Raw genomic sequence first — 21,425 nt, forward strand, 5'->3', positions numbered from 1 at the left:
TGGGGCCGGGTGTGCACGGCCCGGCTGAGTTGCGCGCTCCACCTTCCCCGGCGCGGCCGGCCGCCGGCCGTCAGGCCGTGCGGAGCCGGCGGAGGAACTGCCCGCCCAGCTCGACCACCTGGTCGGCGTCCAGCTCGGTCGCCGGCCCGGCCACCGTGACCTCAGCCATCGCCAGCCCCGGCACCTCGGTGTCCTGCCAGCCGCCGACGAACCACGCCTTCTCCTCCTCGGCGAGGGCGAGGTTCGCGTCGTTCAGCGCGCCCGCCGGATGCGGCAGCCACAGCCGGAACTGGTGGGTGTGCGGCGGTGCAGGGTACACCCGCGCGCCGGGCAGGCCGGCCAGCGCCGCGGCAACCACCTTCGCGTGCCCGACGTAGCCGGCCAGCCGCGGCAGCTCCCGGTCCAGGCCGGCGAGGGCGGCCAGCGCCGCCGGCCACTGCTGGAAGACGGTGCCGCCGTACCGGTGCCGCCAGGCCCGCGCGTAGCGGATCAGATCGGCCGGGCCGGCCAGTGCGGCGCCGGAGTGGCCGCCGAGGGACTTGTAGAACGAGACGTAGACGCTGTCGGCGAGGGCCGCGATCTCGGCCAGGGACCGACCGAGGTGGACGGTGGACTCCCAGAGCCGGGCACCGTCGAGGTGTACCCGGGCGCCCCGGTCCCGGGCCGCCCCGACCACCGCCACCAGCTCGTCCCAGGTCGGCAGCAGGAAACCGGCGTCGCGCAGCGGCAGTTCGAGCAGCAGGCTGCCGACCGGCTCGTCGAGCGCGGCGACCTCCGCGGCGGTCGGGTTGCGTGGGGCCGCCGTGGTGAGCACCGCCCGCAGCCCGCCGAGCACCGCGTACGCGTCCCGTTCGTGCACCAGCGGGTGGCTCAGCGGGTGCAGGCCGACCGCGCTGCGCCCGGTCAGCTCGGCGCCGTAGCGCATGGCGACCTGCTGGGCCATCGTGCCGCTCGGGAAGAAGGCGGCCGCCTCGGTACCGAGCAGGTCCGCCACCCGGCGCTCCACCGCCTCGACCGCGCCGCCCTCGCCGTAGAAGTCCGGCAGCAGCTCGTCGGAGGCGGCGGCGCGGATGGTGTCGAGCTGCTCGACGACCGAGGGCGGCCGGGCCCCGGAGAGCACGGTGTCGCAGCCGCGCAGCGCGCTGAGCCGGCGGACCCGATCGGCGTACCCGTCGGTCATCAGGCCTCCTTCAGTCGGCGCAGGCGGGTGACCGCCTCGGTGAGCACGTCCGGACGCTTGCAGAAGGCGAACCGGACCAGCCGCCGGCCCGCCTCGGGGTCGTCGTAGAAGACCTGGGTGGGCACCGCGACCACGCCGCACCGCTCGGGCAGCGACCGGCAGAACTCCACCCCGTCCCGCCCGCCCAGCGCGGTCACGTCGGCGGTGACGAAGTACGTCCCCTCCGGGCTCAGCGCGTCGAAGCCCGCGTCGGTCAGCCCGGCGACGAGCTGGTCCCGGCGCCGGCGCATGCCCTCCTGGAAGTCGGTGAAGTAGGCGTCCGGCAGGGCCAGCGCCACGGCGACCGCCGGTTGCAGCGGCGCCGCGTTGACGAAGGTCAGGAACTGCTTGACCCGCAGCACCGCCGAGACCAGCGGGGCCGGGCCGCTCGCCCAGCCGACCTTCCAACCCGTGCAGGAGAAGGTCTTGCCCGCCGACGAGATGCGCAGCGTCCGCTCCCGCATCCCGGGCAGGGTGGCCAGGGGCACGTGCGGCGCGGCGGCGTCGGGAAAGACCAGGTGCTCGTACACCTCGTCGGTGACCGCGTACGCGTCGTGTTCCTGGCAGAGCTCGGCGACCAGGGCCAGCTCGTCGGGGGTGAACACCTTCCCGGTCGGGTTGTGCGGGGAGTTCAGCAGCACCAGCCGGGTCCGCGGGCCGAACGCGGCGCGCAGCGCCGCCGGGTCGAAGGCGTACCGGCCGTCGTCGCCGGGACGCAGGGTCACCGGCCGCCGGACCGCGCCGGCCAGCGCGATGGAGGCCGCGTACGAGTCGTAGTACGGCTCGAAGCAGACCACCTCGTCGCCGGGCTCGCAGAGGGCGAGGATGCTGGCGGCGATCGCCTCGGTGGCGCCGGCGGTGACCACGATCTCGCCGTCCGGGTCGTACTCCAGTCCGTGGAAACGGCGCTGGTGGTCGGCGACGGCCCGGCGCAGCGCGGGGATGCCCGGGCCCGGCGGGTACTGGTTCTGCCCGCCGCGCAGCGCCTCGGCCGCCGCGGCCAGCATCTCCGGCGGGCCGTCGCTGTCCGGGAAGCCCTGCCCGAGGTTGACCGCGCCGGTGCGGACGGCCAGCGCGGACATCTCGGCGAAGATCGTGGTGCCGAACGGACGCATCCGGGCCACGAGCGGGTCGACATCTGGCGTCGTCACGCCGGCCAGCCTACGGGCGCGCCGCCGGCATCACCTGCTCCCGCAGGTCACCTGGTATCCCGGCGCCCCCGCGTCGGTCACCGGCGCACGGTCGCCGACCCTGGTCGAGCAGGCGACACTCCCCTCGTCGTCGGTGTTGCCGGCCATCACCAGCACCCGGTTCGGGTCGTCGGTGCGGATCTTCTGACGCCAGGGCAGCGACACGGCCTCGAGGCGGATGAACTCGCCGTTGGCGTCGTAGTACTGGATGTCGCCGCGCCCCTTTCCGGTCACCTCGTAGGACACGACGATCCGGCCGCGACCGGTCGAGGGCGTGGCGGCTGCCGTCGCGGGCTCGCTGGGGGTGGGCGGCGTCCAGGTGGGGAACGGACTCTCCTCGTCGTAGTCGCCGTCGTAGTACGGGTCCGGGTCGTCGTAGTACGGATCGTCGGCGGTCGGGGTGTACCGCCCGACCAGCACGCTGCCCACGCCCAGGCACCCGCACACGCCGAGGACGAGCACCGCGACGACGGCGATGACGATGCCCACGACCCGACGTCCCTGGGCCGGGTCGGGTGGCGGCCGGTACCCGGGGTACGCGTAGGGCGGCGGGTAGCCGGACGGCGGGTAGGGCGACGGGTACCCGGCCGGCGGCCAGCCGACGGGCGGCGTACCCGGTCCGGCCGGGCCGCCGGGTGCGCCGCTGAGAGCGCCGCCGGGCGCGGCGAAGGGTCCGGCGGGTGCGGCGTGCGGCCCGGCGGCGGGCGTCGCGGGCCGGGGTGCGGCGTGCGGCCCGGCGGCGGGCGTTGCGGGCCGGGGTGCGGCCGGCGGGACCGGCGGCCGGACCCCCACGCCCCAGGCGGCGGAGCCGTCGGGCCCTGACGCGCCCGGAGATGTGGCCGGGTCGGCGGGGAGAGCCGGCGGCGTCGCGGGGGTCGACGGGGCCGCCCACGGGTCCGGCGCCGTCCAGGGCTGCGGCGCGGCCAGCGGGTCCGGCGGCGTCCAGGTGGACGGCGAGGGGGCCGGTGGGGCGGTCGGGTCCGCCGGGGCGGAGCCGGCCGTCGGGGTCGACGGCTCGACCGGGGCGGCGGGCGACGGCTCGGAGGCCTGCGGTGCTGGCGGCGACGGCTCGGGCGAGGACGGGTCGGACATGGCTGCTCCGGAGCGGGCGAGGGGGAACGGGACGAACGGGCCGCCCGAGGGACGTGCCGGATCCGCCGAGAGACTGTCGTACCGGCGGCGGGCCCGCAACCCCGTCGGGCCCCGTGGCCCGCACGGACGGCGGGGCAGGGTTGTCCGCAGGACGCCCGTTACCGGCCGATCGCTCAGATTCAGTGATTGTTTACCCGACTTCCGCGCACGCGCGATGAGCGAAACTGGGTTAGGCTGCGGACCATGTGTGGAATCGTGGGTTACGCCGGCTCGCGCCCGGCGCTCGGCATCGTGCTCGACGGACTGCGGCGGCTGGAGTACCGCGGCTACGACTCGGCCGGCGTGGCGATCGTCTGCGATGACGAACTGCTGACCGAGAAGAAGGCCGGCAAGCTGGCCAACCTGGAGAAGGTGCTCTCCGAGCGCGCCGCCAGCAACCCCGACGACTGCGCCGCCAGCCCGATCGGCATCGGGGACGGCACCACCGGCATCGGGCACACCCGCTGGGCCACCCACGGCGGTCCGACCGACCGCAACGCCCACCCGCACCTGGCCCCCGACGGCCGGGTCGCCGTGATCCACAACGGCATCATCGAGAACTTCGCCAAGCTCCGGGCCGAGCTGGAGGCCGACGGCGTCCAGTTCACCAGCGACACCGACACCGAGTGCGCCGCCCACCTGCTGTCGGCGGCGCTGGCCGACCTGCGCGGGGCCGGCGAGGCCGACAACCCGCAGCTGCTGGCCTCGGCCATGCGGGTCGTCTGCCAGCGGCTGGAGGGCGCCTTCACCCTGCTGGCCGTCGATGCCGGCATCCCCGGCGCGGTGGTCGGCGCCCGGCGCAACTCGCCGTTGGTCGTCGGTCGCGGCGACGGGGAGAACTACCTGGCCAGCGACGTGGCCGCGTTCATCGAGCACACCCGCGAGGCGGTCGAGCTGGGCCAGGACCAGATCGTGCTGATCACCGGCGACAGTATCGAGATCACCGACTTCGCCGGTCAGCCCGCCACCGGCAAGGACTTCCACATCGACTGGGACTCCTCCGCCGCGGAGAAGGGCGGCTACGACTGGTTCATGCTCAAGGAGATCGAGGAGCAGCCGCAGGCGATCGCCGACACGCTGCTCGGCCGGCTCACCGAGACCGGTGAGATCGCCCTCGACGAGGTCCGCCTCAGCGACCAGGACCTGCGCGACGTCGACAAGATCTTCATCGTGGCCTGCGGCACCTCCTACCACGCCGGCCTGGTCGCCAAGTACGCCATCGAGCACTGGACCCGGATCCCCTGCGAGGTGGAGCTGGCCAGCGAGTTCCGCTACCGCGACCCGGTCCTCGACCGGTCCACGCTGATCGTGGTGATCTCGCAGTCCGGCGAGACCATGGACACCCTGATGGCGCTGCGCCACGCCAAGGAGCAGAAGGCCCGGGTGCTGGCCATCTGCAACACCAACGGCTCGACCATCCCGCGCGAGTCCGACGCCGTGCTCTACACGCACGGCGGGCCGGAGATCGCGGTCGCCTCCACCAAGGCGTTCCTCACCCAGGTGGTCGCCTGCTACCTGATCGGCCTGCACCTGGCCCAGGTGCGCGGGATCAAGTTCGCCGACGAGGTCGGCGCGGTGGTCGCGCAGCTCCAGGAGATGCCGGGCAAGCTGCGCGAGCTGCTCGACCGGATCGAGCCGGTCCGCGAGCTGGCCCGCGAGCTGAAGTCCGAGCCGACCGTGCTCTTCATCGGCCGGCACGTCGGCTACCCGGTGGCCCTGGAGGGCGCGCTCAAGCTCAAGGAACTGGCGTACATGCACGCCGAGGGCTTCGCCGCCGGCGAGCTGAAGCACGGCCCGATCTCCCTGATCGACAAGGGCACCCCGGTGATCTGCGTGGTGCCGTCGCCGGTCGGCCGGGGCATGCTGCACGACAAGGTCGTCTCCAACATCCAGGAGGTCCGCGCCCGGGGCGCCCGGACCATCGTGATCGCCGAGGAGGGCGACCAGGCGGTCGTCCGCTACGCCGACCACCTGATCTACGTGCCGCGGACGCCGACCCTGCTGGCCCCGCTGGTCACCACCGTGCCGCTCCAGGTGCTCGCCGCCGAGATCGCCGCGGCCCGGGGACACGACGTGGACCAGCCGCGCAACCTGGCGAAGTCGGTCACCGTGGAGTGACCTGACGCCAGCGTCCACCGGACCCCGCCCGCCGTGACCACGGCCGGCGGGGTCCGGTCGTTCCGCCCGCCCGCGGCCGTGGCCCGGCCGACCCGGAAGACCGGGGCCGCCCGCCGGCGGGACGACCGACGGCACGGGTGGGGCCGGTCACCGGCCGAGCACGATCCGGGCCATCCCCTCCAGCGCCGGGTTGCCGGCCTCCCAGTAACCGGTGTGGCCGTACCGGCCGCTGGGAAAGGTGCGCCCGCCGAAGCCCGGGTCGCTGGGGTCGTGGCCGAACCACAGCTCGTGGTCGTCGGGGCGGAGCAGCGACACCGCCGTGGCCAGCGGCGACGCCGCCAGGACCGCCCGGCCGGTGAGCTGCCCGGGCGGCTCGACCAGCCGGATCACGTCGTCCGGCGCGGTGCTCGCCCAGACCCGCTCCGGTGGCAGGCGCAGCGCCTCGGCCCGGTCCACCCCGACTCCCGGCGAGCCCACGAAGACCAGGGCGTCCGCGTCGAGACCGTGGTCCCGGGCGGCGGCGCCCACCACCAGCGACCCGTAGCTGTGCCCCAGCACCGTCTGCCGGGCCGGCGGGCCCTCGTGGGTCTCGCGCAGCCCCTCCTGGAAGCGGTGCAGCGCCGGCCCGGCGACCTCGGCCTGGCTGGACCGGGCCGCCTCGGGCAGGAAGTCCGGCGCGTCGTAGTCCAGCCAGAGCACCGCCGCCGTCTCCCGCCCCGGCGCGAGGCCGGCGCAGCGGGACAGCACCCGACCGGCCCGGCCCAGCTCGGCCGGGGCGTCGGCGAGGTCGGCGGTCATCCCCGGCACGTAGGTCAGCACCCGGTCGGCGCGGTCCGGGTTGCCGAGCGCCACGATGGCCCGCCCGTCCCCGGTCGGATCCAGCCCCAGCAGGTACGACCGGGGCGGCTCCGCCGTCGCCAGCTGCCCGGCGAGCCCGTCGAGGCCGGCCAGTCCCGCGTCGAGGCGGCGCAGCCCGGCCAGCTCCGCCGGGCCGGGGGCCGGCCGGCCCAGCAACTCCCGCCGCGCGGCGAGCAGCGCCTCCCGCCGGTCGTCGAGCAGCAGCCGGTTGGCCTGGTCCCGGGCGGCGACCGGCACCCCGTCGAGCCGCCCGACCCGGCCCGGCTCGTACCGCACCAGCCAGCGGCGCTGGGCCGGGGTGAGCCCCGCCCACCAGGCCCGGACGGTCGCCGGATCGGCGTCGGCCGGTGGACGGCCCGGTGGTGGCGGGTCGGCCCAGCCGCCGCGGGCCGCCGCGCTCAGCTCGTCCAGTCGGATGGCCGCCTCCCGGTCCGCCGCGTCGGCCAGCGCCAGCGCGTCCCGCACCGCGGCGGCCACCTGGTCCAGCGCCGCCGGGCCGGTTGCCGCGCCGACGTCCGCGCTCGGCATCGCGGCCGGGCCCGACCCGGTCCGTCCGCCGGGCAGGGACCGGCCGCCCGGCGGTGCGCCCGAGCGGAGCCCGGCGCCGGGCAGGACACCGGCCTCCGGGCCGGCCCAGGTCGGCGCGCTGGGCGGAGCCGCGCTGACCCCGCCGTGGCGGTCGACGAGCACGCCGGTGCGGTCGGCGAGCGCCACCGCCTCCGCCAGCCGGGCCTTCGCCACCCGCAGCCGGCCGGCGAACTCGGCCAGCACCTGGTCGGCCTCGATCAGGGCGGGCAGCAGCGCGGTCAGCTCGCCCCGGAGCGCGCCGAGCCGCCCGTCGGCCGCCCCGGCGGCCCCACCCGACCAGCCCGCGCGCAGGGTCGTCGCGCGCTCGTTCAGCGCCGCCCGGCGGCGCCGCACCGGGTCGGCCAGCCCGCGCCAGGCCGCGCCGGCCGCACCCCACCTGCCGGGGGCGGCGCGCCAGAGCTGCCCGTACCCGGTCATCGGGGCAGCCCGGCGAGCCGGCCGGCCGCCCGGTCGTCGGCCGCGTCGTACCCGTCCGCCGCCGCGCGCAGCGCGGAGCCGGCCTCCGCCACCCGGGCGGCGAGCGCGCCGTGCCAGTCGTGCACCGCGGACTCCAGCCGGGTCAGCGCGGCCGCCGCCCGCCACTCGGCCGCCACCACGACCAGCCCCGGCACGCCGACCAGCCCGTGCGCCAGCGCGTACGCCCCGTCGGCGAGCCCGCCCGCCACCTCGCGCAGCACCGCGGCCCGCACCTGCACCGGCTCCCCGTCCACCCGCGCCCCCTCCGTCAGCACCACGTCGACGCTAGGCAGCGGCACCGGTCACCGGGAGGGCCTGTGGACGGCGGACGGTGGTCGTACCCGAGGGTTTTCCACAGGCGTTGCCCACAGCCGAGCAGGCAGCTAATCTGCCGCCCTTCCCGCCGGTAGGGTGAGCGTCGTGATCGTCGCGGTCGGCATCGACGTCGTGCTGGTGGACCGGTTCGCCCGGGCGCTGGCCCGCACTCCGCTGCTCGCCGACCGGCTCTTCACCGAGGCGGAGCGGTACACCCGCTCCGGCAACCCGCGCTCCCCGGAGTCGATGGCCGCCCGGTTCGCCGCCAAGGAGGCGGTCGCCAAGGCGCTGGGCGCCCCGGCCGGCCTGAGCTGGCACGACTGCGAAATCGTGCCGGACCCGGACGGCCGGCCCTGGCTCACCGTCTCCGGCACCGTGGCCGCCGCCGCGGTGGAGCGCGGGATCAACCGCTGGCATCTCTCGCTGTCGCACGACGGCGGGATCGCCTCGGCCATGGTGGTCGCGGAACGCTGATCGGCCGGGCGGGCCCCCGGGCCGGCCCGCGAGGTGACAGACGGGACGGTGTGGCATGAAACCGGTGTGGCGGGTCGCGGACGTACGCGCGGCGGAGGCCGGCCTGATGGCCACCCTCCCGCCCGGGACGCTGATGAAGCGGGCCGCTTCCGGGCTGGCCCGGCGTTGCGCGCTGCTCCTCGCCGACCGGGGCGGGGTGTACGGCGCGCGGGTCCTGCTGCTGGTCGGCACCGGCGACAACGGCGGTGACGCGCTCTACGCCGGGGCGCTGCTGGCCCGGCGCGGGGTGGCCGTGTCGGCGCTGCTGCTGACCCCCGGCCGGGCGCACGCCGAGGGGGTGGCGGCGCTGCGCGCCGCCGGCGGGCGGCTGGTCGACCGGCCCCCGGCCATGGTCGACCTGGTGCTCGACGGCATCGTCGGAATCGGCGGCACCGGCGGGCTGCGGGAGACCGCCGAGCAGCTCGCGGCCAGCCTGGTCCGGTACTGCGGGCGCGACGGCGCGCGGGCGACCGTGGTCGCGGTGGACGTGCCGAGCGGGGTGGCGGTGGACACCGGCCACGTGCCGCTGACCGCCTCCGGCCGGCACAGCGCGGTGCGGGCCGACGTGACGGTGGCCTTCGGCGCGCTCAAACCCGCCCTGGTGGTCGGGCCGGCCGCCCCCCTCGCCGGGCAGGTGGAGCTGGTCGACATCGGGCTGGAGCCGTGGCTGCGCGGGTCACCGGCGCTGCGGGTGACCGAGTGGTCGGACATGGTCGAGTGGTGGCCCCGGCTCGGCCCGGCCACGGAGAAGTACAGCCGGGGCGTGGTCGGGGTGGCGACCGGGTCGGCCACGTATCCGGGCGCGGCGGTGCTCTCGGTGGGTGGCGCCCTGGCCGGGCCGACCGGCATGGTCCGCTACGCCGGCGGGGCCCGCGCGGAGGTGCTGCACCAGCACCCGTCGGTGATCGCCACCGGGCGGGTCGCCGACGCCGGCCGGGTCCAGGCCTGGGTCTGCGGCTCCGGGCTGGGCACCGGCGAGGACGCCGCCGGCGAGCTGCGCGCGGTGCTCTCCGCGCCGGTGCCGGTGGTGCTCGACGCGGACGCGCTCACCCTGCTGGTGGACGGCTCGCTCGCCGACCGGCTGCGCAACCGGGACGCCCCGATCGTGATCACCCCGCACGACCGCGAGTTCACCCGGCTCTGCGGGGAGGAGCCGGGGGCCGACCGGGTCTCCGCCGCGCTGCGGCTGGCCGCCTGGATGAACGCGACGGTCCTGCTCAAGGGGGACCGCACGGTGATCGGCACGCCGGACGGCCGGGCGTACGTCAACCCGACCGGCACCTCCGCGCTGGCCACCGGGGGCACCGGGGACGTGCTGGCCGGGCTGCTCGGCTCGCTGCTCGCCGCCGGGCTGGCCCCGGAGCGGGCGGCGGCGACGGCCGCGTACCTGCACGGGCTGGCCGGACGGGAGGCGGCCCGGGGTGGGCCGGTGACCGCGTCCGACGTGGCGGCAGCCCTGCGCCCGGTGCTGGCCCCGCTGGTGGACTGAGCCGCGGTCGCGCTCCCCGGCGTGGCGCGGGTCGCCGACGCGGGCGGGAGCCCGGTCGTGTGATCACCGGCGCAAGTAGGCTGGGCGTATGTGGCAGGCCGAGGTACGCGTCGATCTCGACGCGATCCGTGACAACGTGGCCCGGCTCCGGTCGGGTACGAGCGCCGAGCTGATGGCGGTGGTGAAGGGCGACGGGTACGGCCATGGCATGGTCCCGTCGGCCCTGGCCGCGCTGGACGCCGGGGCGGACTGGCTCGGGGTCTGCACGCTGGACGAGGCGCTGACCCTGCGCCGGGCCGGGATCACCGCGCCGGTGCTGGCCTGGCTGCTCGCCCCCGGGCTGCCGCTGCACGAGGGCGTGGCGGCCGGGGTCGACCTGGGCGCCGCCAGCCTGCCGCAGCTGGACGAGATGATCGAGGCGAGTCGCCGGGTGGACCGCCCGGCCCGGCTGCACCTGAAGATCGACACCGGGCTGTCCCGGGGTGGGGCCACCGTCGCCGACTGGCCGACCCTGCTGGAGGCCGCCGCGAAGGCCCAGGCCGACGGCCTGGTCGAGGTGGTCGGCGTGTGGAGCCACTTCGTGTACGCGGACCTGCCCGGCCACCCCACCACCGACCGCCAGCTCGCGGTCTTCCACGAGGGGCTGGCCATGGTCGAGCGGGCCGGGCTGCGCCCGCGCTACCGGCACCTGGCCAACTCGGCGGCCACGCTGACCCGCCCGGACACCCACTTCGACCTGGTCCGCCCGGGGATCGCCGTCTACGGCCTCTCGCCGGTGGCGGGGGAGCGCTTCGGGCTGCGTCCGGCGATGACCGGCCGGGCCCGGGTGATGCTGACCAAGCGGGTGCCCGAGGGCACCGGCGTCTCCTACGGTCACACCTACACCACGGGGCGGGAGGCGAACCTGGCCGTGGTGCCGCTCGGCTACGCCGACGGGGTGCCCCGGCACGCCTCCAACGTCGGGCCCGTGCAGCTCGGCGGGAAGCGGCGCACCATCTCCGGCCGGGTCTGCATGGACCAGTTCGTGCTCGACTGCGGCGAGGACGCGGTGGCCGCCGGGGACGTCGCCACCCTGTTCGGCAGCGGCGCGGACGGCGAGCCCACCGCCGACGACTGGGCCGAGGCGGTCGGCACCATCAACTACGAGATCGTCACCCGTTTCGGCAGCAGCCGGGTGCCCCGGGCCTACGACGGTGAGCGGCCGTGAGCCAGCGCTTCCGGATCCCGCGACCGCGCACCGCCGCCGGCAAGGTCGCCGGCGTGGTCGGGGCCGCGGTCGGCGTCGCCGCCGCGGGGCTCGCCGCGGGCATGGTGAGCGAGCGCGTCCTGGTCCGCCGGCTCAAGGCCGACCCCACCGACCGGTACGCGCACGAGGTCTTCGGCGAGCAGCGGTACGACGACGCGTTCCGGCTGGAGCTGCCGGACGGCACCGACATCCATGTCGAGGTGGTCGAGCCGACCCGTCCGGCGCCGGGGCGGCCGACCGTGGTGCTGGTGCACGGCTTCTGCCTGGACATGGGGACGTTCCACTTCCAGCGCAAGCTGCTCGCCGAGCGGGGCGAGCACCGGATCGTCGCGTACGACCAGCCCGGTCACGGCCGCTCCGGGCGGCTGGAGAGCGGCGAGTACGACCTCGCCGCGCTGGGCCGCACCCTGCGCCGGGTGATCGACCGGACCGCCCCGGAGGGGCCGCTGGTGCTGGTCGGCCACTCGATGGGCGGAATGACCATCATGGCCTTCGCCGAGCTGTACCCGGAGATGTTCGGCGACCGGGTGGTCGGCACGGTGCTGATGGCCACCTCGGGCGGTCTGATCGCGGAGACCAAGCTGGTGGCCCCGGCGCTGATCGGCCGGGTCGGCGCGCCGGTGCTCTACATGATGAGCAACGCCACCCGGTACGGCGGGACGGTCATCGACCGGGCCCGGAAGTCGACCTCCAACGTCGCCTGGCTGCTGACCCGCAAGTACGGCTTCGGCACCCGCAAGCCGAGCCCGGCCCTGGTCTCCTATGTGGAGGAGATGAACTCGCGGACCTCCGCCGACACGGTCACCCGCTACCTGCGTACCCTCGCCACGCACTCGCGCTTCCCGGCGCTGGCCGCGCTCAGCGGCACGCCGGTGCTGGTCGTGGTCGGTGACAAGGACATGATCACGCCGGTGACCCATTCGGAGGAGATCGTGCGCCGACTGCCGCACGCCCGGTACATCAAGGTCAACGACAGCGGGCACGTGGTGATGCTGGAACACGCCGACGAGGTCAACAAGGCGCTCTGGGACTTCCTGGAGGGGCTGTGACGCTGACCGTCACGCTGCCGACGGTCGAGGACACCCACGCGTTCGGCCGCCGGCTGGCCGGGGTGCTGCGCGCCGGCGACCTGCTGCTGCTCACCGGCCCGCTGGGTGCCGGCAAGACCGCGCTGACCCAGGGCATCGGCGCCGGGCTGGGGGTGCTCGGCGCCATCACCTCGCCGACCTTCGTGATCGCCCGGGTGCACCGGCCGGACCCGGCCCGGGGCGGGACGGTGGCCCTGGTGCACGCCGACGCGTACCGGCTGGGCGACGCGGCCGACCCGCGGGCCGAGATCGACGACCTGGACCTGGACGCCTCGGTGGACGACTCGGTGACCGTGGTCGAGTGGGGCGAGGGGCTGGTCGAACAGCTGGTCGACGCCCACCTGCGGGTACGCCTCGACCGGCGGGAGGACGACACCCGGCTGGTCGAGCTGGAGCCGGTGGGGGGCGACTGGGCGCGGCGCCTGGCAGCCCTGCGCTGAGGGCTGTCGTACCAGCTGCCTAGAGTGCCGGCACAGACTGCGAAAGGTTGCCGATGCCCGACGACACCCCTGCCCTCGACCTGCTGGCGCTGCTGCCGGAGGAGTGGCGTGCCGTGCTCACCCCGCACCTCGACCCGGCCCGCACCGCGGCGCTGGCCGAGTTCGTCGCCAATGAGTACGCCACCCAGACCGTCTTCCCGCCGGTGGAGGACCTCTTCTCCGCCTACCGGCTGTGCGCGCCGCGGGAGACCCGGGTGCTGATCCTCGGGCAGGACCCCTACCACCGGGCCGGGCAGGCGCACGGGCTCAGCTTCAGCGTCCGTGACGGGGTGACGGTGCCGCCGTCCCTGCGCAACGTCTTCAAGGAACTGGGCGAGGACCTCGGCGTGCCCAAGCCGCGCAGCGGCAACCTCAACGGCTGGGCGGCGCAGGGCGTGCTGCTGCTCAACGCGGTGCTGACCGTCCGCCAGGCCACCCCCGGCTCCCACGGCAACCAGGGGTGGGAGGAGTTCACCGACGCCACCATCCGGGCGCTCGACGCGATGGAGCAGCGGGTGGTCTTCCTGCTCTGGGGCGGCTACGCCCGCAAGAAGGCGGCCCTGGTCACCAACCCGCAGCACGTGGTGCTGGAGGCCGGGCACCCCAGCCCGATGAACCCGCGTGGCTTCCTCGGTAGCCGGCCGTTCAGCGCCGCGAACAAGGCGCTCGCCGACGCCGGCCTGCCCACCGTCGACTGGGAGCGCTCAGCCGACTGACCCGGGCGTCCGCTGGCGGTGGCGACGCAGCAGTTCGGCGGCGCGGGGGTCGGTGAGCTCCACCGCGACCAGCGGCACCACCCGGTAGCTCCGGTGCCCGTGCCGCACCTCGATCGCCTCCGGCAGTTCTTCGCACATCTGCGCGCGGAGCTGGCCGTACCGGGTCTGCCAGCGGTGCTCGCCGGGCTCCTCCGGTTCCAGGCGGAGCCCGCCGAACTCGCTCCACCGGGCGTTCCACCGTTGTCCGTAGGCCGCGTCCAGCCAGGCGGTGAAGCGGGCCGAGTCACGCCAGCGAACGGCGATCTCGACCGCGTCGGTTGGCACCGGGGCGCCCTGGAGTAGCGCTGCGGTACTGCCGGTCAGCAGATGGGGTAGGTCGCTCAGCCGGTCCAGGATTCGGTCCAGCCCCAGCTCATCGACCCGCTAGGCGAGTGGCCGGGCGGCCAGGGCGTCCATCCGGGCGTCGAGGTGGCAGTCCAGTGGCTCGACCGCGACGGCGAGCTGGAGATCGAACGCGGCGAGGAGTCGCTCGATCAGCGGGACGCTGGGTACCCGCTCACCCCGTTCGACGCGCGCCACCGCCCCCTGGCTCACCCCGGCCAGGTCAGCCAGCTCCTGCTGCGTCAGCGACCGCGCGCCCCGTTCCCGACGCAGGATGGCGGCGATCTGGGTGGCGAGGCGACTACTCTCAGGCATCCACGGATGATGGCCTAACGGCAGTGAGCGATATGCCTGTCAGTCATATTTATGCCTCACAGGCATATCGCTCACTGCGGGGTGTGGGGGGCTGACGTTACCGTCGGTGACGGCGGCCGTTCCAGTGGTCAACCGGTCCACCACGCGGCACTCGTGGCGGCCGTGGGCGGTTGACCGGTCGCTCGCGCCCGGAGGACCGCCCCGCGGCGCCCGGGCCGACGGGGTGTGACCGGGGATGACCGGTAGGGCGACTAGGCTGGCATACCGTGCTCGTACTGGTGGTGGACTCCTCGACCCCCGCGGTGACCGCGGCGCTGGTGGAGGTCTCGGCGGACGGGGTCGTGCCGCGGGCGCACCGCTGCACGATTGACGCGCGGGCCCACGGCGAACTGCTCGCGCCGCAGGTGGACGCGGTGCTCGCCGACGCGGAGGCGCGGCCGCGCGACCTGGCCGCGATCGTCGCCGGCCTCGGTCCCGGCCCGTTCACCGGGCTGCGGGTCGGTCTGGTCACCGCCGCCACGATGGGCCAGGTGCTCGGCGTCCCCACGTACGGCGTCTGCTCGCTGGACGCCATCGGTTACCCGGCGGCGCTCGGCGAACCGGTCCTGGCGGCCAGCGACGCCCGCCGCCGGGAGGTCTACTGGGCCGTCTACGACGGCGCCGGCCAGCGAATCGCCGGGCCGAACGTCGACACCCCCGCGGTCGCCGCCGAACGGGCCCGGGGCCTCGCCGTCACCGCCGCGGTGGGCGACGGCGCCCACCGGTACGCCGACGTGCTCGACCTGCCGCTGCGGGTCGAGCCGCGTTACCCCGACGCCACCGCACTGGCCGCGCTGGCCGCCGAGCGGATCCGGGCCGGCGCGCCGACGGAGACGCTCACCCCGCTGTACCTGCGCCGGCCGGACGCGGTGGCGGCGACCGCCCGCAAGTCGGTCCTGCCGTGAGCGCGCCGGTACGACTGACCCGGTTCCGTTGGTGGCACGTCGACGAGGTGCTGCCGATCGAGGCGGACCTCTTCGGCGCCGAGCAGTGGTCCCCGGCGATGTTCTGGAACGAACTGGCCAGCGGCCACTGGTACCGGGTCGCCACCGACGTCGACGGCACCGTGCTCGGGTACGCGGGGCTGACCGTCCAGCCGGACGAGGCCTGGGTGCAGAACATCGCCGTCCGGCGGGACGCCCAGCGGCGCGGCGTCGGCCGGCTGCTGCTGGAGGAACTGCTCGCCGAGGCGGCCCGGCGCGACGTCCGCACCGTCCTGCTGGAGGTGGCGGCGGACAACGCCCCCGCCCAGAAGCTCTACGCCACGTACGGCTTCGAGCCCATCGGCGTCCGCCGCGGGTACTACCAACCGAGCAACACCGACGCGCTGGTCATGCGGCGCGTCGCGGCCCCGACCGAGGACGGGACGGACGACTGATGGCTGACGAGCCTTTGGTCCTGGGGATCGAGACCTCCTGCGACGAGACCGGTGTCGGCATCGTGCGCGGGCACACCCTGCTCGCCGACGCGATCGCCTCCAGCGTCGAGCAGCACGCCCGGTTCGGCGGCGTGGTGCCCGAGGTGGCCAGCCGCGCGCACCTGGAGGCGATCGTGCCCACCATGGACCGGGCGCTGAGGGAGGCGGGCGTGACGCTCGCCGACATCGACGCGATCGCGGTCACCTCCGGCCCGGGGCTGGCCGGCGCGCTGCTGGTCGGCGTGGCCGCCGCCAAGGGCTACGCGCTGGCCGCCGAGAAGCCGGTGTACGGGGTGAACCACCTCGCCGCGCACGTCGCCGTGGACACCCTGGAACACGGCCCGCTGCCCGAGCCGGCGGTCGCCATGCTGGTCTCCGGCGGGCACTCCTCCCTGCTGCTCGTCGACGACCTCGCCCGTGGGGTCACCCCGCTCGGCGCGACCATCGACGACGCGGCGGGGGAGGCCTTCGACAAGGTCGCCCGCCTGCTCGGACTGCCCTTCCCCGGCGGACCGTACATCGACCGGGAGGCCCGGGCCGGCGACCCGGCGGCGATCGGGTTCCCGCGCGGTCTCACCGCCGCCAAGGACCTCGCCGCCCACCGGTACAACTTCTCCTTCTCCGGCCTGAAGACCGCCGTCGCCCGCTGGGTCGAGGCGCGCCAGCGGGCCGGTGAGCCGGTGCCGGTGGCCGACGTGGCGGCCTCCTTCCAGGAGGCGGTCTGTGACGTGCTGACCGCCAAGGCGCTCGACGCCTGCCGGGCCAACGGGATCGAGACGCTGGTGATCGGCGGGGGAGTGGCCGCCAACTCGCGGCTGCGGGCGATGGCCGAGCACCGCGCGGCGAAGCACGGCATCCGGGTCCGCGTACCCCGGCCGAAGCTCTGCACCGACAACGGCGCCATGGTCGCGGCGCTCGGTTCGCACCTGGTCGCGGCGGGGGTGACGCCGAGCCGGCTGGACCTGCCGGCCGACTCGGCCCTGCCGTTGACCACGGTCAGCGTGTGACGGCACGGAAGGGGAGCGCCGACGTGATCGTGCGGATGTGGGAGGCGCGCGCGGAGCCGTACGGCTTCGCCGACCTGATCACCTGGGTCTGCGACACCGCCCTGCCGGAGCTGGAACACGACCCGCTGCACCTGTCCAGCGAGGTCTTCTCCTCCACCGATCACCGGGTGGTGGTCGTCTCCAAGTGGCGGAGCAGCCCCCGGCCGCTGCCCGAGCCGCCGGCCATGCTGGTCGCCCGGCCCCCGCACTCCTGGGACTTCACCCAGGTCGACCGCTGACGGACGCCGACGGCCGCCGGTCCGGACGGGCATGCCCCGTCCCCGGCCGCCGTCGGCGCTCCGCCGGTCAGCTGCGGCGCAGGATGCGCCAGGTGGAGAAGCCCCCGACGCCGAGGGCGAGCAGGAAGACCGCCCAGACGATGGTGGTGCTGACCCCGACCGACGGGGCGGGGGCGCCGGCCTTGGCGGCGGCGATCAGCGAGTCGCTCTGAGCGGGCGGCAGCGCGGCCGGCGGCATCTGCTGCCAGCGGACCAGCCCGGTGCTCTCCAGCATCGCCATGTGGTCGGTGACGAACTTGTTGGCCTCGTCGGCGAGCTTGCGGACGGTGGCGTCCCGGGTGCTGGCCCGGACCGCGCCGATCACCGGGAAGATCTTGCCGTGCGCCACCCGGAGCCGGGTGACGAAGATCTGGTCGAACTGGTTGCCGTTCGCCTCCTGCATCTCGGTCAGCCACCCCTTCTGCTCGGCGGTGGGATCCGTCGGCAGGGTGGTGCCAAGCTTGTTGGCGGCGTTGACGACCAACTGGTCGAGCACCCCGTGCTGGCGGGCGATCTCGGCCCCGATCTCCCGCACCCGGGGGGACACCCCCTTCTCGGCGGCCATCTGCCCGGCCGGCATCTCCCAGAGCCCGGCCAGCCGTACCCCGTTGAGCAGCGTCATGTCGGCGGCGTTGATCTGGTTGCCCGGTGCGGCCACGGCCACGCCGGGCAGGACGCCGAGCCCTGCCACCAGCGCGATGAGCAGCACCGCCACCCGGTGGGTCCGGTGCCCTGGCCGACGACGTGCGGATTCCAGCGGTGCCATCCTGCGGTGCCTCCTCGGTCCGGGCCGTACGTGTCACGCCGGGCAGCGCACCCGGCTGCCCGTCCGTCCACTGGTACGGACCACCGACCCGATCAGTTCACCGATGCTGAGCGACAAGTCAGCCCGGGATGCCGGTCAGCGGGACAGCGCCATGAAGATCCCGAGCAGCAGCAGGGTGGCCGCGGCGACCGCGAAGAGCACCAGCAGTTCGCGCCGGCCGTGCCCGGTGGCGTCGCCCGCGGCGGCCGGCGCGATTGCCGTGGGCAGGTCGCGGGTCAGGTCGGCCAGCTCGCCCAGGGTGCGCGCCGTCCAGACCGCGGCCACGCGATCGGAGAACTCGTCCAGGGTGAGCCGCCCGGCGCCGGTGTGCCGTTGCAGCTCGGCGACCACCCGGTGCCGGTCGTCGTCGGAGGCGCGCAGCTGGACGTCCACGTGCGACAGGGTACGCAGGCCGGGGCGTCGGCGGGAGCCGCCGGTCAGCCGGCGTCGAGCGGGTCGGCGAGAAGCCGTTCGAAGGCCAGCTCCGCCGCGCCGATCAGCGCCGCGTCCGCGCCGAGCTTGGGAGTGCGCAGCCGGACGTGCTCCAGGCAGGCGGGCAGCCCCATCGAGTTGAGCCGGCTGCGGACCTGGGCGGCGGCGGCCAGGTAGAGGTCGCGCATGGTGCCGCCGAAGATGACCATCTCCGGGTTGAAGATGTTGACCAGGTTCGCCACCCCGAAGCCGAGCCAGTCGCCGGCTCGACGTACCGCCGTCTGGGCCCGGGCGTCGCCCCGGTCGGCGGCGTCGAAGACGGCCAGCAGCGCGTCGCGGCCGCGGGCGTCCGAACGACCGGCGGCGCGGAGCAGCCCGTGCTCGCCGATCTCGGTCTCCCAGCAGCCCCGGGAGCCGCACTCGCAGGGGGCGCCGTCGCGGACCACCACCATGTGTCCGACCTCGCCGCCGTACCCGCCGTGGCCGGTGAGCCGCCGGCCGCCGGCGATGATGCCGGCGCCGACGCCGACGTCGCCGTACAGGTAGATGACGTTGTCGCAGCCGGCGGCGACGCCCCGGGCGTGCTCGGCGAAGGCGGCCATGTCCGCCACGTTGCCCACCGTGACGGGTACGTCGATGCCCAGCTCGGTGGCGAGCACCGTGCCGATCGGCTCGTCCACCCAGCCGGTGGCCGGGCCGAGCCGGACCAGCCCGTCGTCGCGGCGGACCATCCCGCACACCGCCACCCCGGCGCCGACGCAGAGCGAGCCGGGCGCCACGTGCTGGTGCATCTCCTTGAGCGCGCCGGCCAGCAGCGGCGCGGTCTCCCCGGCGTCCAGGCCGCGCGGCCGGTCCAGGTCCCGGCGGTCGAGCACCTCACCGCCGAGACCGACCCGCGCGGCCCGCAGCCGGTCCACCTCGATGCTGTACGCGTACGCGTAGACCCGGGCCGACTCGGGCCGGACGACCAGCGACGGCCGGCCGGCGCGACCGGTCTCCTTCGGCGTCCCCTCGCTGACCAGCCCGGCGCCGGCCAGGTCGGCGGTGAGTGCGCCGATGGTGCTGCGGTTGAGCCCGAGGGTGGTGGTCAGTTCCGCGCGGGAGGTCGCGCCGTGGACGTGCACGTGCCGCAGCAGAGCCCCGAGGTTCTGCCGCCGGATCTCGTCCTGGCTCGGTCCTACCCGCATCGTTCCTGGTACTCCGTGGTCAGCGCGTGCCGGTGGCGACGGAACGGCGGCGCGACAGCGCGTCGACGCCCGCGGCCAGCAGCAGCACCAGTCCGGTCGAGGTGTACTTGAGGCCGGAGCTGAGGTCCAGCAGGCCCATCCCATTGATGATGACAGCCACCACCGCGCCGCCGAGTACCGCGTGGATCATCCGCCCCTTGCCGCCGAAGAGGCTGGTGCCGCCGATGACCGCCGCGCCGACCGCGTAGAGCAGGACGTTGCTGCCACCGGTGTTCGGGTCGACCGAGCGGTCCTTGCTGGCCGCGATGATGCCGCCGACGGCCGCCATGCTGGAGCAGATGACGAAGGCGGAGATCTTCAGTCGGTCCACGTTGATCCCGGCCCGCCGGGCGGCCTCCGGGTTGCCGCCCACCGCGTACAGGTGCCGGCCGTACGCCGTGCGGTTGAGCACGAAGCTCCAGAAGACCAGCAGGGCCCCGATCAGCGGTACGACCACGGGCATCCCCCTGGTGGAGCTGATCGCCGTGTTGATGCTGCGTTCCTGGTTGAGGACGTGGACGGCGCAGCCGAGCAGGAGGGCCAGCCCGGCGACCCGGGCGGCCACCACGGCGACCGGCTCGGTGACCAGGCCCCGGGTGGCCCGGTTGCGGTGGCGCAGGAACTGCACGGCGCCGTACCCGGCGACGGCGACGCCGGCCAGCAGCCACCCGATCGCCGGCGGCACGTAGTTGTTCTCGATCGCGATGATCACCTGGTCATCGATCGAGATGTTGGTGCCCTCCTTCATCAGGAGCAGCACGATGCCCTGGAAGGCGAGGAAGCCGGCCAGGCTGACCAGGAAGGACGGGATGCCGACCTTGGCCACCAGGAAGCCGATGGTCAGGCCGATGAGGACACCGGTGCCGATGGCCGCGAGGACCGCGACGTACCAGGGGTAGCCGAGCACGCTGAGCACGTTGGCCAGCACGGTGGCGCAGACGCCGCTGGCGAAGCCGGCGGAGAGGTCGATCTCGCCGAGCAGCAGCACGAAGATCAGGCCCATCGCGATCACGGTGACCGCGGCGCCCTGGGTGAACAGGTTGGCGAAGTTGGCCGCCGAGAAGAAGACCGGCCGGACGGTCGCGAAGGCCAGGCAGAGCACGGTGAGGCCGATGACGGCCGGCAGCGAGCCGAGGTCGCCCCCGCGTACCCGGGCGAGGTAGTCGCGGACGTGGTCGCCGACGGTCGGCGCCGGGGTGCCGGCCCCGAGCCCGTCCCGCGGCAGGAGGGTGGTGGTCATCGGACTGCTCCCGGGGTCAGGTGGGCTGGCTCGCTGCCGTCGCGCGTGCCGCCGGCGTCCGGCCCGGCGCCCAGGCCGAGGTGGCGGGAGCGGCCGGTGGTGATCAGCTCGACGACCTGCGAGTGGGTGATGTCGGTGGTCCTCACCTGGGCGACCATCTGGCCGAGGTAGAGCGCGGCGATCCGGTCGGAGATGGCGAAGACGTCGTTCATGTTGTGCGAGATGAGCACCACGGCCAGGCCGTTGTCCGCCAGTCGGCGGACTATCTCCAGGACCTGCGCGGTCTGCGCGAGGCCGAGCGCGGCGGTCGGCTCGTCGAGGATGACCAGCCGGCTGTTCCAGAGCACGGCCTTGGCGATCGCGACCGTCTGTCGCTGGCCGCCGGAGAGGCTGGAGATGTGCTGGCGCAGCGACTTGACGTTCCGCACGCCCAGCCCGGCGAGCGTCTCGGCGGCCATCTGCTCCATGGTGGGTTCGTCGAGCACGATCCCGCGGCGCTTCTCCCGCCCGAGGAACATGTTCTGCACGATGTCGAGGTTGTCGCAGAGCGCGAGGTCCTGGTAGACGACGTCGATGCCCAGCGCGGCGGCGTCGCGGGGGCTGCTGACGGTGACCGGGCGGCCCTCGAAGAGGAACTCGCCGGAGTCGGTCGGGTGGATCCCGCTGATGCACTTGACCAGGGTGGACTTTCCGGCGCCGTTGTCGCCGACCAGCGCGGTCACCTCGCCCGGGTGAACGGAGAGAGCGACGTCACGCAGGACCTGCACGGGACCGAAGCTCTTGTCGATCCCGCGCAGTTCCAGCAGGGGGGTCGCGGACACGGGGTTCTCCTTTGCGCGT

Annotated in this window: 23 protein-coding genes; 11 read left to right on the top strand and 12 right to left on the bottom strand. The window is 74.9% G+C overall.

Going from position 1 to position 21,425, the window contains the following annotated elements:
* Positions 1 to 70: 70 nt before the first annotated feature.
* From ACTMTB_RS03130 to ACTMTB_RS03140, 3 genes are read right to left on the bottom strand one after another with little or no spacing between them, the layout of a single operon-like run.
* Positions 71 to 1,180, bottom strand: a complete 1,110-nt coding sequence (locus tag ACTMTB_RS03130; RefSeq protein ID WP_441142352.1) for a threonine aldolase family protein — start codon at positions 1,178 to 1,180, stop codon at positions 71 to 73.
* A complete protein-coding gene (locus tag ACTMTB_RS03135) occupies positions 1,180 to 2,370 on the bottom strand; it encodes a pyridoxal phosphate-dependent aminotransferase (protein WP_441142353.1) in 1,191 nt (396 codons plus the stop codon). The genes ACTMTB_RS03130 and ACTMTB_RS03135 overlap by 1 nt, the downstream gene beginning before the upstream one ends.
* A gap of 30 nt (positions 2,371 to 2,400) precedes the next feature.
* Complete coding sequence (locus tag ACTMTB_RS03140; protein ID WP_441142354.1) at positions 2,401 to 3,501, bottom strand: MmpS family transport accessory protein; 1,101 nt, start codon at positions 3,499 to 3,501, stop codon at positions 2,401 to 2,403.
* A 243-nt stretch (positions 3,502 to 3,744) separates the two neighbouring features.
* Between ACTMTB_RS03140 and glmS the strand changes: the two genes are divergently transcribed.
* A complete protein-coding gene (glmS, locus tag ACTMTB_RS03145; protein WP_441142355.1) occupies positions 3,745 to 5,658 on the top strand; it encodes a glutamine--fructose-6-phosphate transaminase (isomerizing) in 1,914 nt (637 codons plus the stop codon).
* 147 nt (positions 5,659 to 5,805) lie between these two features.
* Here the strand turns inward: glmS and ACTMTB_RS03150 are convergent, their stop codons facing one another.
* Together ACTMTB_RS03150 and ACTMTB_RS03155 are read right to left on the bottom strand one after the other, a co-directional pair.
* Positions 5,806 to 7,521 carry an alpha/beta hydrolase gene (locus ACTMTB_RS03150; protein ID WP_441142356.1) on the bottom strand — a complete coding sequence of 572 codons (1,716 nt, stop codon included), beginning with the start codon at positions 7,519 to 7,521 and terminating at the stop codon, positions 5,806 to 5,808.
* Positions 7,518 to 7,835: a hypothetical protein gene (locus tag ACTMTB_RS03155; RefSeq protein WP_441142357.1), complete on the bottom strand. Its 318-nt coding sequence runs from the start codon at positions 7,833 to 7,835 to the stop codon at positions 7,518 to 7,520. The genes ACTMTB_RS03150 and ACTMTB_RS03155 overlap by 4 nt, the downstream gene beginning before the upstream one ends.
* Before the next feature lie 145 nt (positions 7,836 to 7,980).
* Here ACTMTB_RS03155 and ACTMTB_RS03160 point away from each other — a divergent pair, with 145 nt between their 5' ends.
* The 6 genes from ACTMTB_RS03160 to ACTMTB_RS03185 all read left to right on the top strand — a co-directional run bounded on the left by ACTMTB_RS03160 (position 7,981) and on the right by ACTMTB_RS03185 (position 13,406).
* Entirely contained in the window at positions 7,981 to 8,349 is a 369-nt protein-coding gene (locus tag ACTMTB_RS03160) for a holo-ACP synthase (RefSeq protein ID WP_088960309.1), read from the top strand.
* Positions 8,350 to 8,404: 55 nt separating this feature from the next.
* A complete protein-coding gene (locus ACTMTB_RS03165; protein ID WP_441142358.1) occupies positions 8,405 to 9,877 on the top strand; it encodes an NAD(P)H-hydrate dehydratase in 1,473 nt (490 codons plus the stop codon).
* Between the two features lie 88 nt (positions 9,878 to 9,965).
* Positions 9,966 to 11,084 (top strand): alanine racemase, encoded by a 1,119-nt coding sequence (gene alr, locus ACTMTB_RS03170; protein WP_441142359.1) that lies wholly within the window; start codon positions 9,966 to 9,968, stop codon positions 11,082 to 11,084.
* A complete protein-coding gene (locus ACTMTB_RS03175) occupies positions 11,081 to 12,172 on the top strand; it encodes an alpha/beta fold hydrolase (protein ID WP_441142360.1) in 1,092 nt (363 codons plus the stop codon). The genes alr and ACTMTB_RS03175 overlap by 4 nt, the downstream gene beginning before the upstream one ends.
* Complete coding sequence (gene tsaE, locus ACTMTB_RS03180; protein WP_210775394.1) at positions 12,169 to 12,651, top strand: tRNA (adenosine(37)-N6)-threonylcarbamoyltransferase complex ATPase subunit type 1 TsaE; 483 nt, start codon at positions 12,169 to 12,171, stop codon at positions 12,649 to 12,651. The genes ACTMTB_RS03175 and tsaE overlap by 4 nt, the downstream gene beginning before the upstream one ends.
* A gap of 53 nt (positions 12,652 to 12,704) precedes the next feature.
* Complete coding sequence (locus ACTMTB_RS03185) at positions 12,705 to 13,406, top strand: uracil-DNA glycosylase (RefSeq protein ID WP_441142361.1); 702 nt, start codon at positions 12,705 to 12,707, stop codon at positions 13,404 to 13,406.
* Here ACTMTB_RS03185 and ACTMTB_RS03190 read toward each other — a convergent pair.
* Both ACTMTB_RS03190 and ACTMTB_RS03195 read right to left on the bottom strand, forming a co-directional pair.
* Positions 13,395 to 13,730 carry a hypothetical protein gene (locus tag ACTMTB_RS03190; protein WP_441142362.1) on the bottom strand — a complete coding sequence of 112 codons (336 nt, stop codon included), beginning with the start codon at positions 13,728 to 13,730 and terminating at the stop codon, positions 13,395 to 13,397. The two genes, ACTMTB_RS03185 and ACTMTB_RS03190, sit on opposite strands and share 12 nt — an antisense overlap.
* 99 nt (positions 13,731 to 13,829) lie before the next feature.
* Positions 13,830 to 14,102, bottom strand: coding sequence for a helix-turn-helix domain-containing protein (locus tag ACTMTB_RS03195; RefSeq protein WP_441142363.1), 273 nt, complete (start codon positions 14,100 to 14,102; stop codon positions 13,830 to 13,832).
* A gap of 266 nt (positions 14,103 to 14,368) precedes the next feature.
* On the opposite strand from ACTMTB_RS03195, the gene tsaB reads away from it, so the two are divergent.
* Genes tsaB through ACTMTB_RS03215 form a run of 4 tightly spaced genes read left to right on the top strand, consistent with a single transcriptional unit; the run spans position 14,369 to position 16,843 of the window.
* Positions 14,369 to 15,046, top strand: coding sequence for a tRNA (adenosine(37)-N6)-threonylcarbamoyltransferase complex dimerization subunit type 1 TsaB (gene tsaB / locus ACTMTB_RS03200; protein WP_441142364.1), 678 nt, complete (start codon positions 14,369 to 14,371; stop codon positions 15,044 to 15,046).
* Positions 15,043 to 15,519, top strand: coding sequence for a ribosomal protein S18-alanine N-acetyltransferase (gene rimI / locus ACTMTB_RS03205; protein WP_441142365.1), 477 nt, complete (start codon positions 15,043 to 15,045; stop codon positions 15,517 to 15,519). The genes tsaB and rimI overlap by 4 nt, the downstream gene beginning before the upstream one ends.
* On the top strand, positions 15,519 to 16,565 hold the full coding sequence (gene tsaD, locus ACTMTB_RS03210; RefSeq protein WP_441142366.1) for a tRNA (adenosine(37)-N6)-threonylcarbamoyltransferase complex transferase subunit TsaD: 1,047 nt from the start codon (positions 15,519 to 15,521) through the stop codon (positions 16,563 to 16,565). Before rimI ends, tsaD begins: the two co-directional genes overlap by 1 nt.
* A 23-nt stretch (positions 16,566 to 16,588) precedes the next feature.
* Entirely contained in the window at positions 16,589 to 16,843 is a 255-nt protein-coding gene (locus tag ACTMTB_RS03215; protein ID WP_179805953.1) for a hypothetical protein, read from the top strand.
* Positions 16,844 to 16,910: 67 nt separating this feature from the next.
* Here ACTMTB_RS03215 and ACTMTB_RS03220 read toward each other — a convergent pair whose 3' ends face one another.
* From ACTMTB_RS03220 to ACTMTB_RS03240, 5 genes are all read right to left on the bottom strand, one after another.
* Positions 16,911 to 17,648, bottom strand: coding sequence for a DUF4142 domain-containing protein (locus ACTMTB_RS03220; protein ID WP_441142367.1), 738 nt, complete (start codon positions 17,646 to 17,648; stop codon positions 16,911 to 16,913).
* Between the two features lie 135 nt (positions 17,649 to 17,783).
* Positions 17,784 to 18,080 carry a DUF1707 SHOCT-like domain-containing protein gene (locus ACTMTB_RS03225; RefSeq protein ID WP_441142368.1) on the bottom strand — a complete coding sequence of 99 codons (297 nt, stop codon included), beginning with the start codon at positions 18,078 to 18,080 and terminating at the stop codon, positions 17,784 to 17,786.
* Positions 18,081 to 18,124: 44 nt separating this feature from the next.
* On the bottom strand, positions 18,125 to 19,306 hold the full coding sequence (locus ACTMTB_RS03230; RefSeq protein ID WP_154941874.1) for an ROK family protein: 1,182 nt from the start codon (positions 19,304 to 19,306) through the stop codon (positions 18,125 to 18,127).
* Positions 19,307 to 19,325: 19 nt separating this feature from the next.
* Positions 19,326 to 20,585: a sugar ABC transporter permease gene (locus ACTMTB_RS03235; RefSeq protein WP_441142369.1), complete on the bottom strand. Its 1,260-nt coding sequence runs from the start codon at positions 20,583 to 20,585 to the stop codon at positions 19,326 to 19,328.
* Positions 20,582 to 21,406, bottom strand: coding sequence for an ATP-binding cassette domain-containing protein (locus ACTMTB_RS03240; protein ID WP_441142370.1), 825 nt, complete (start codon positions 21,404 to 21,406; stop codon positions 20,582 to 20,584). Before ACTMTB_RS03240 ends, ACTMTB_RS03235 begins: the two co-directional genes overlap by 4 nt.
* Between the last annotated feature and the right edge of the window lie 19 nt (positions 21,407 to 21,425).

Origin of the sequence: Micromonospora sp. L32 (genome assembly GCF_052068055.1) — a bacterium.
Taxonomy (GTDB): Bacteria; Actinomycetota; Actinomycetes; order Mycobacteriales; family Micromonosporaceae; genus Micromonospora; species Micromonospora purpureochromogenes.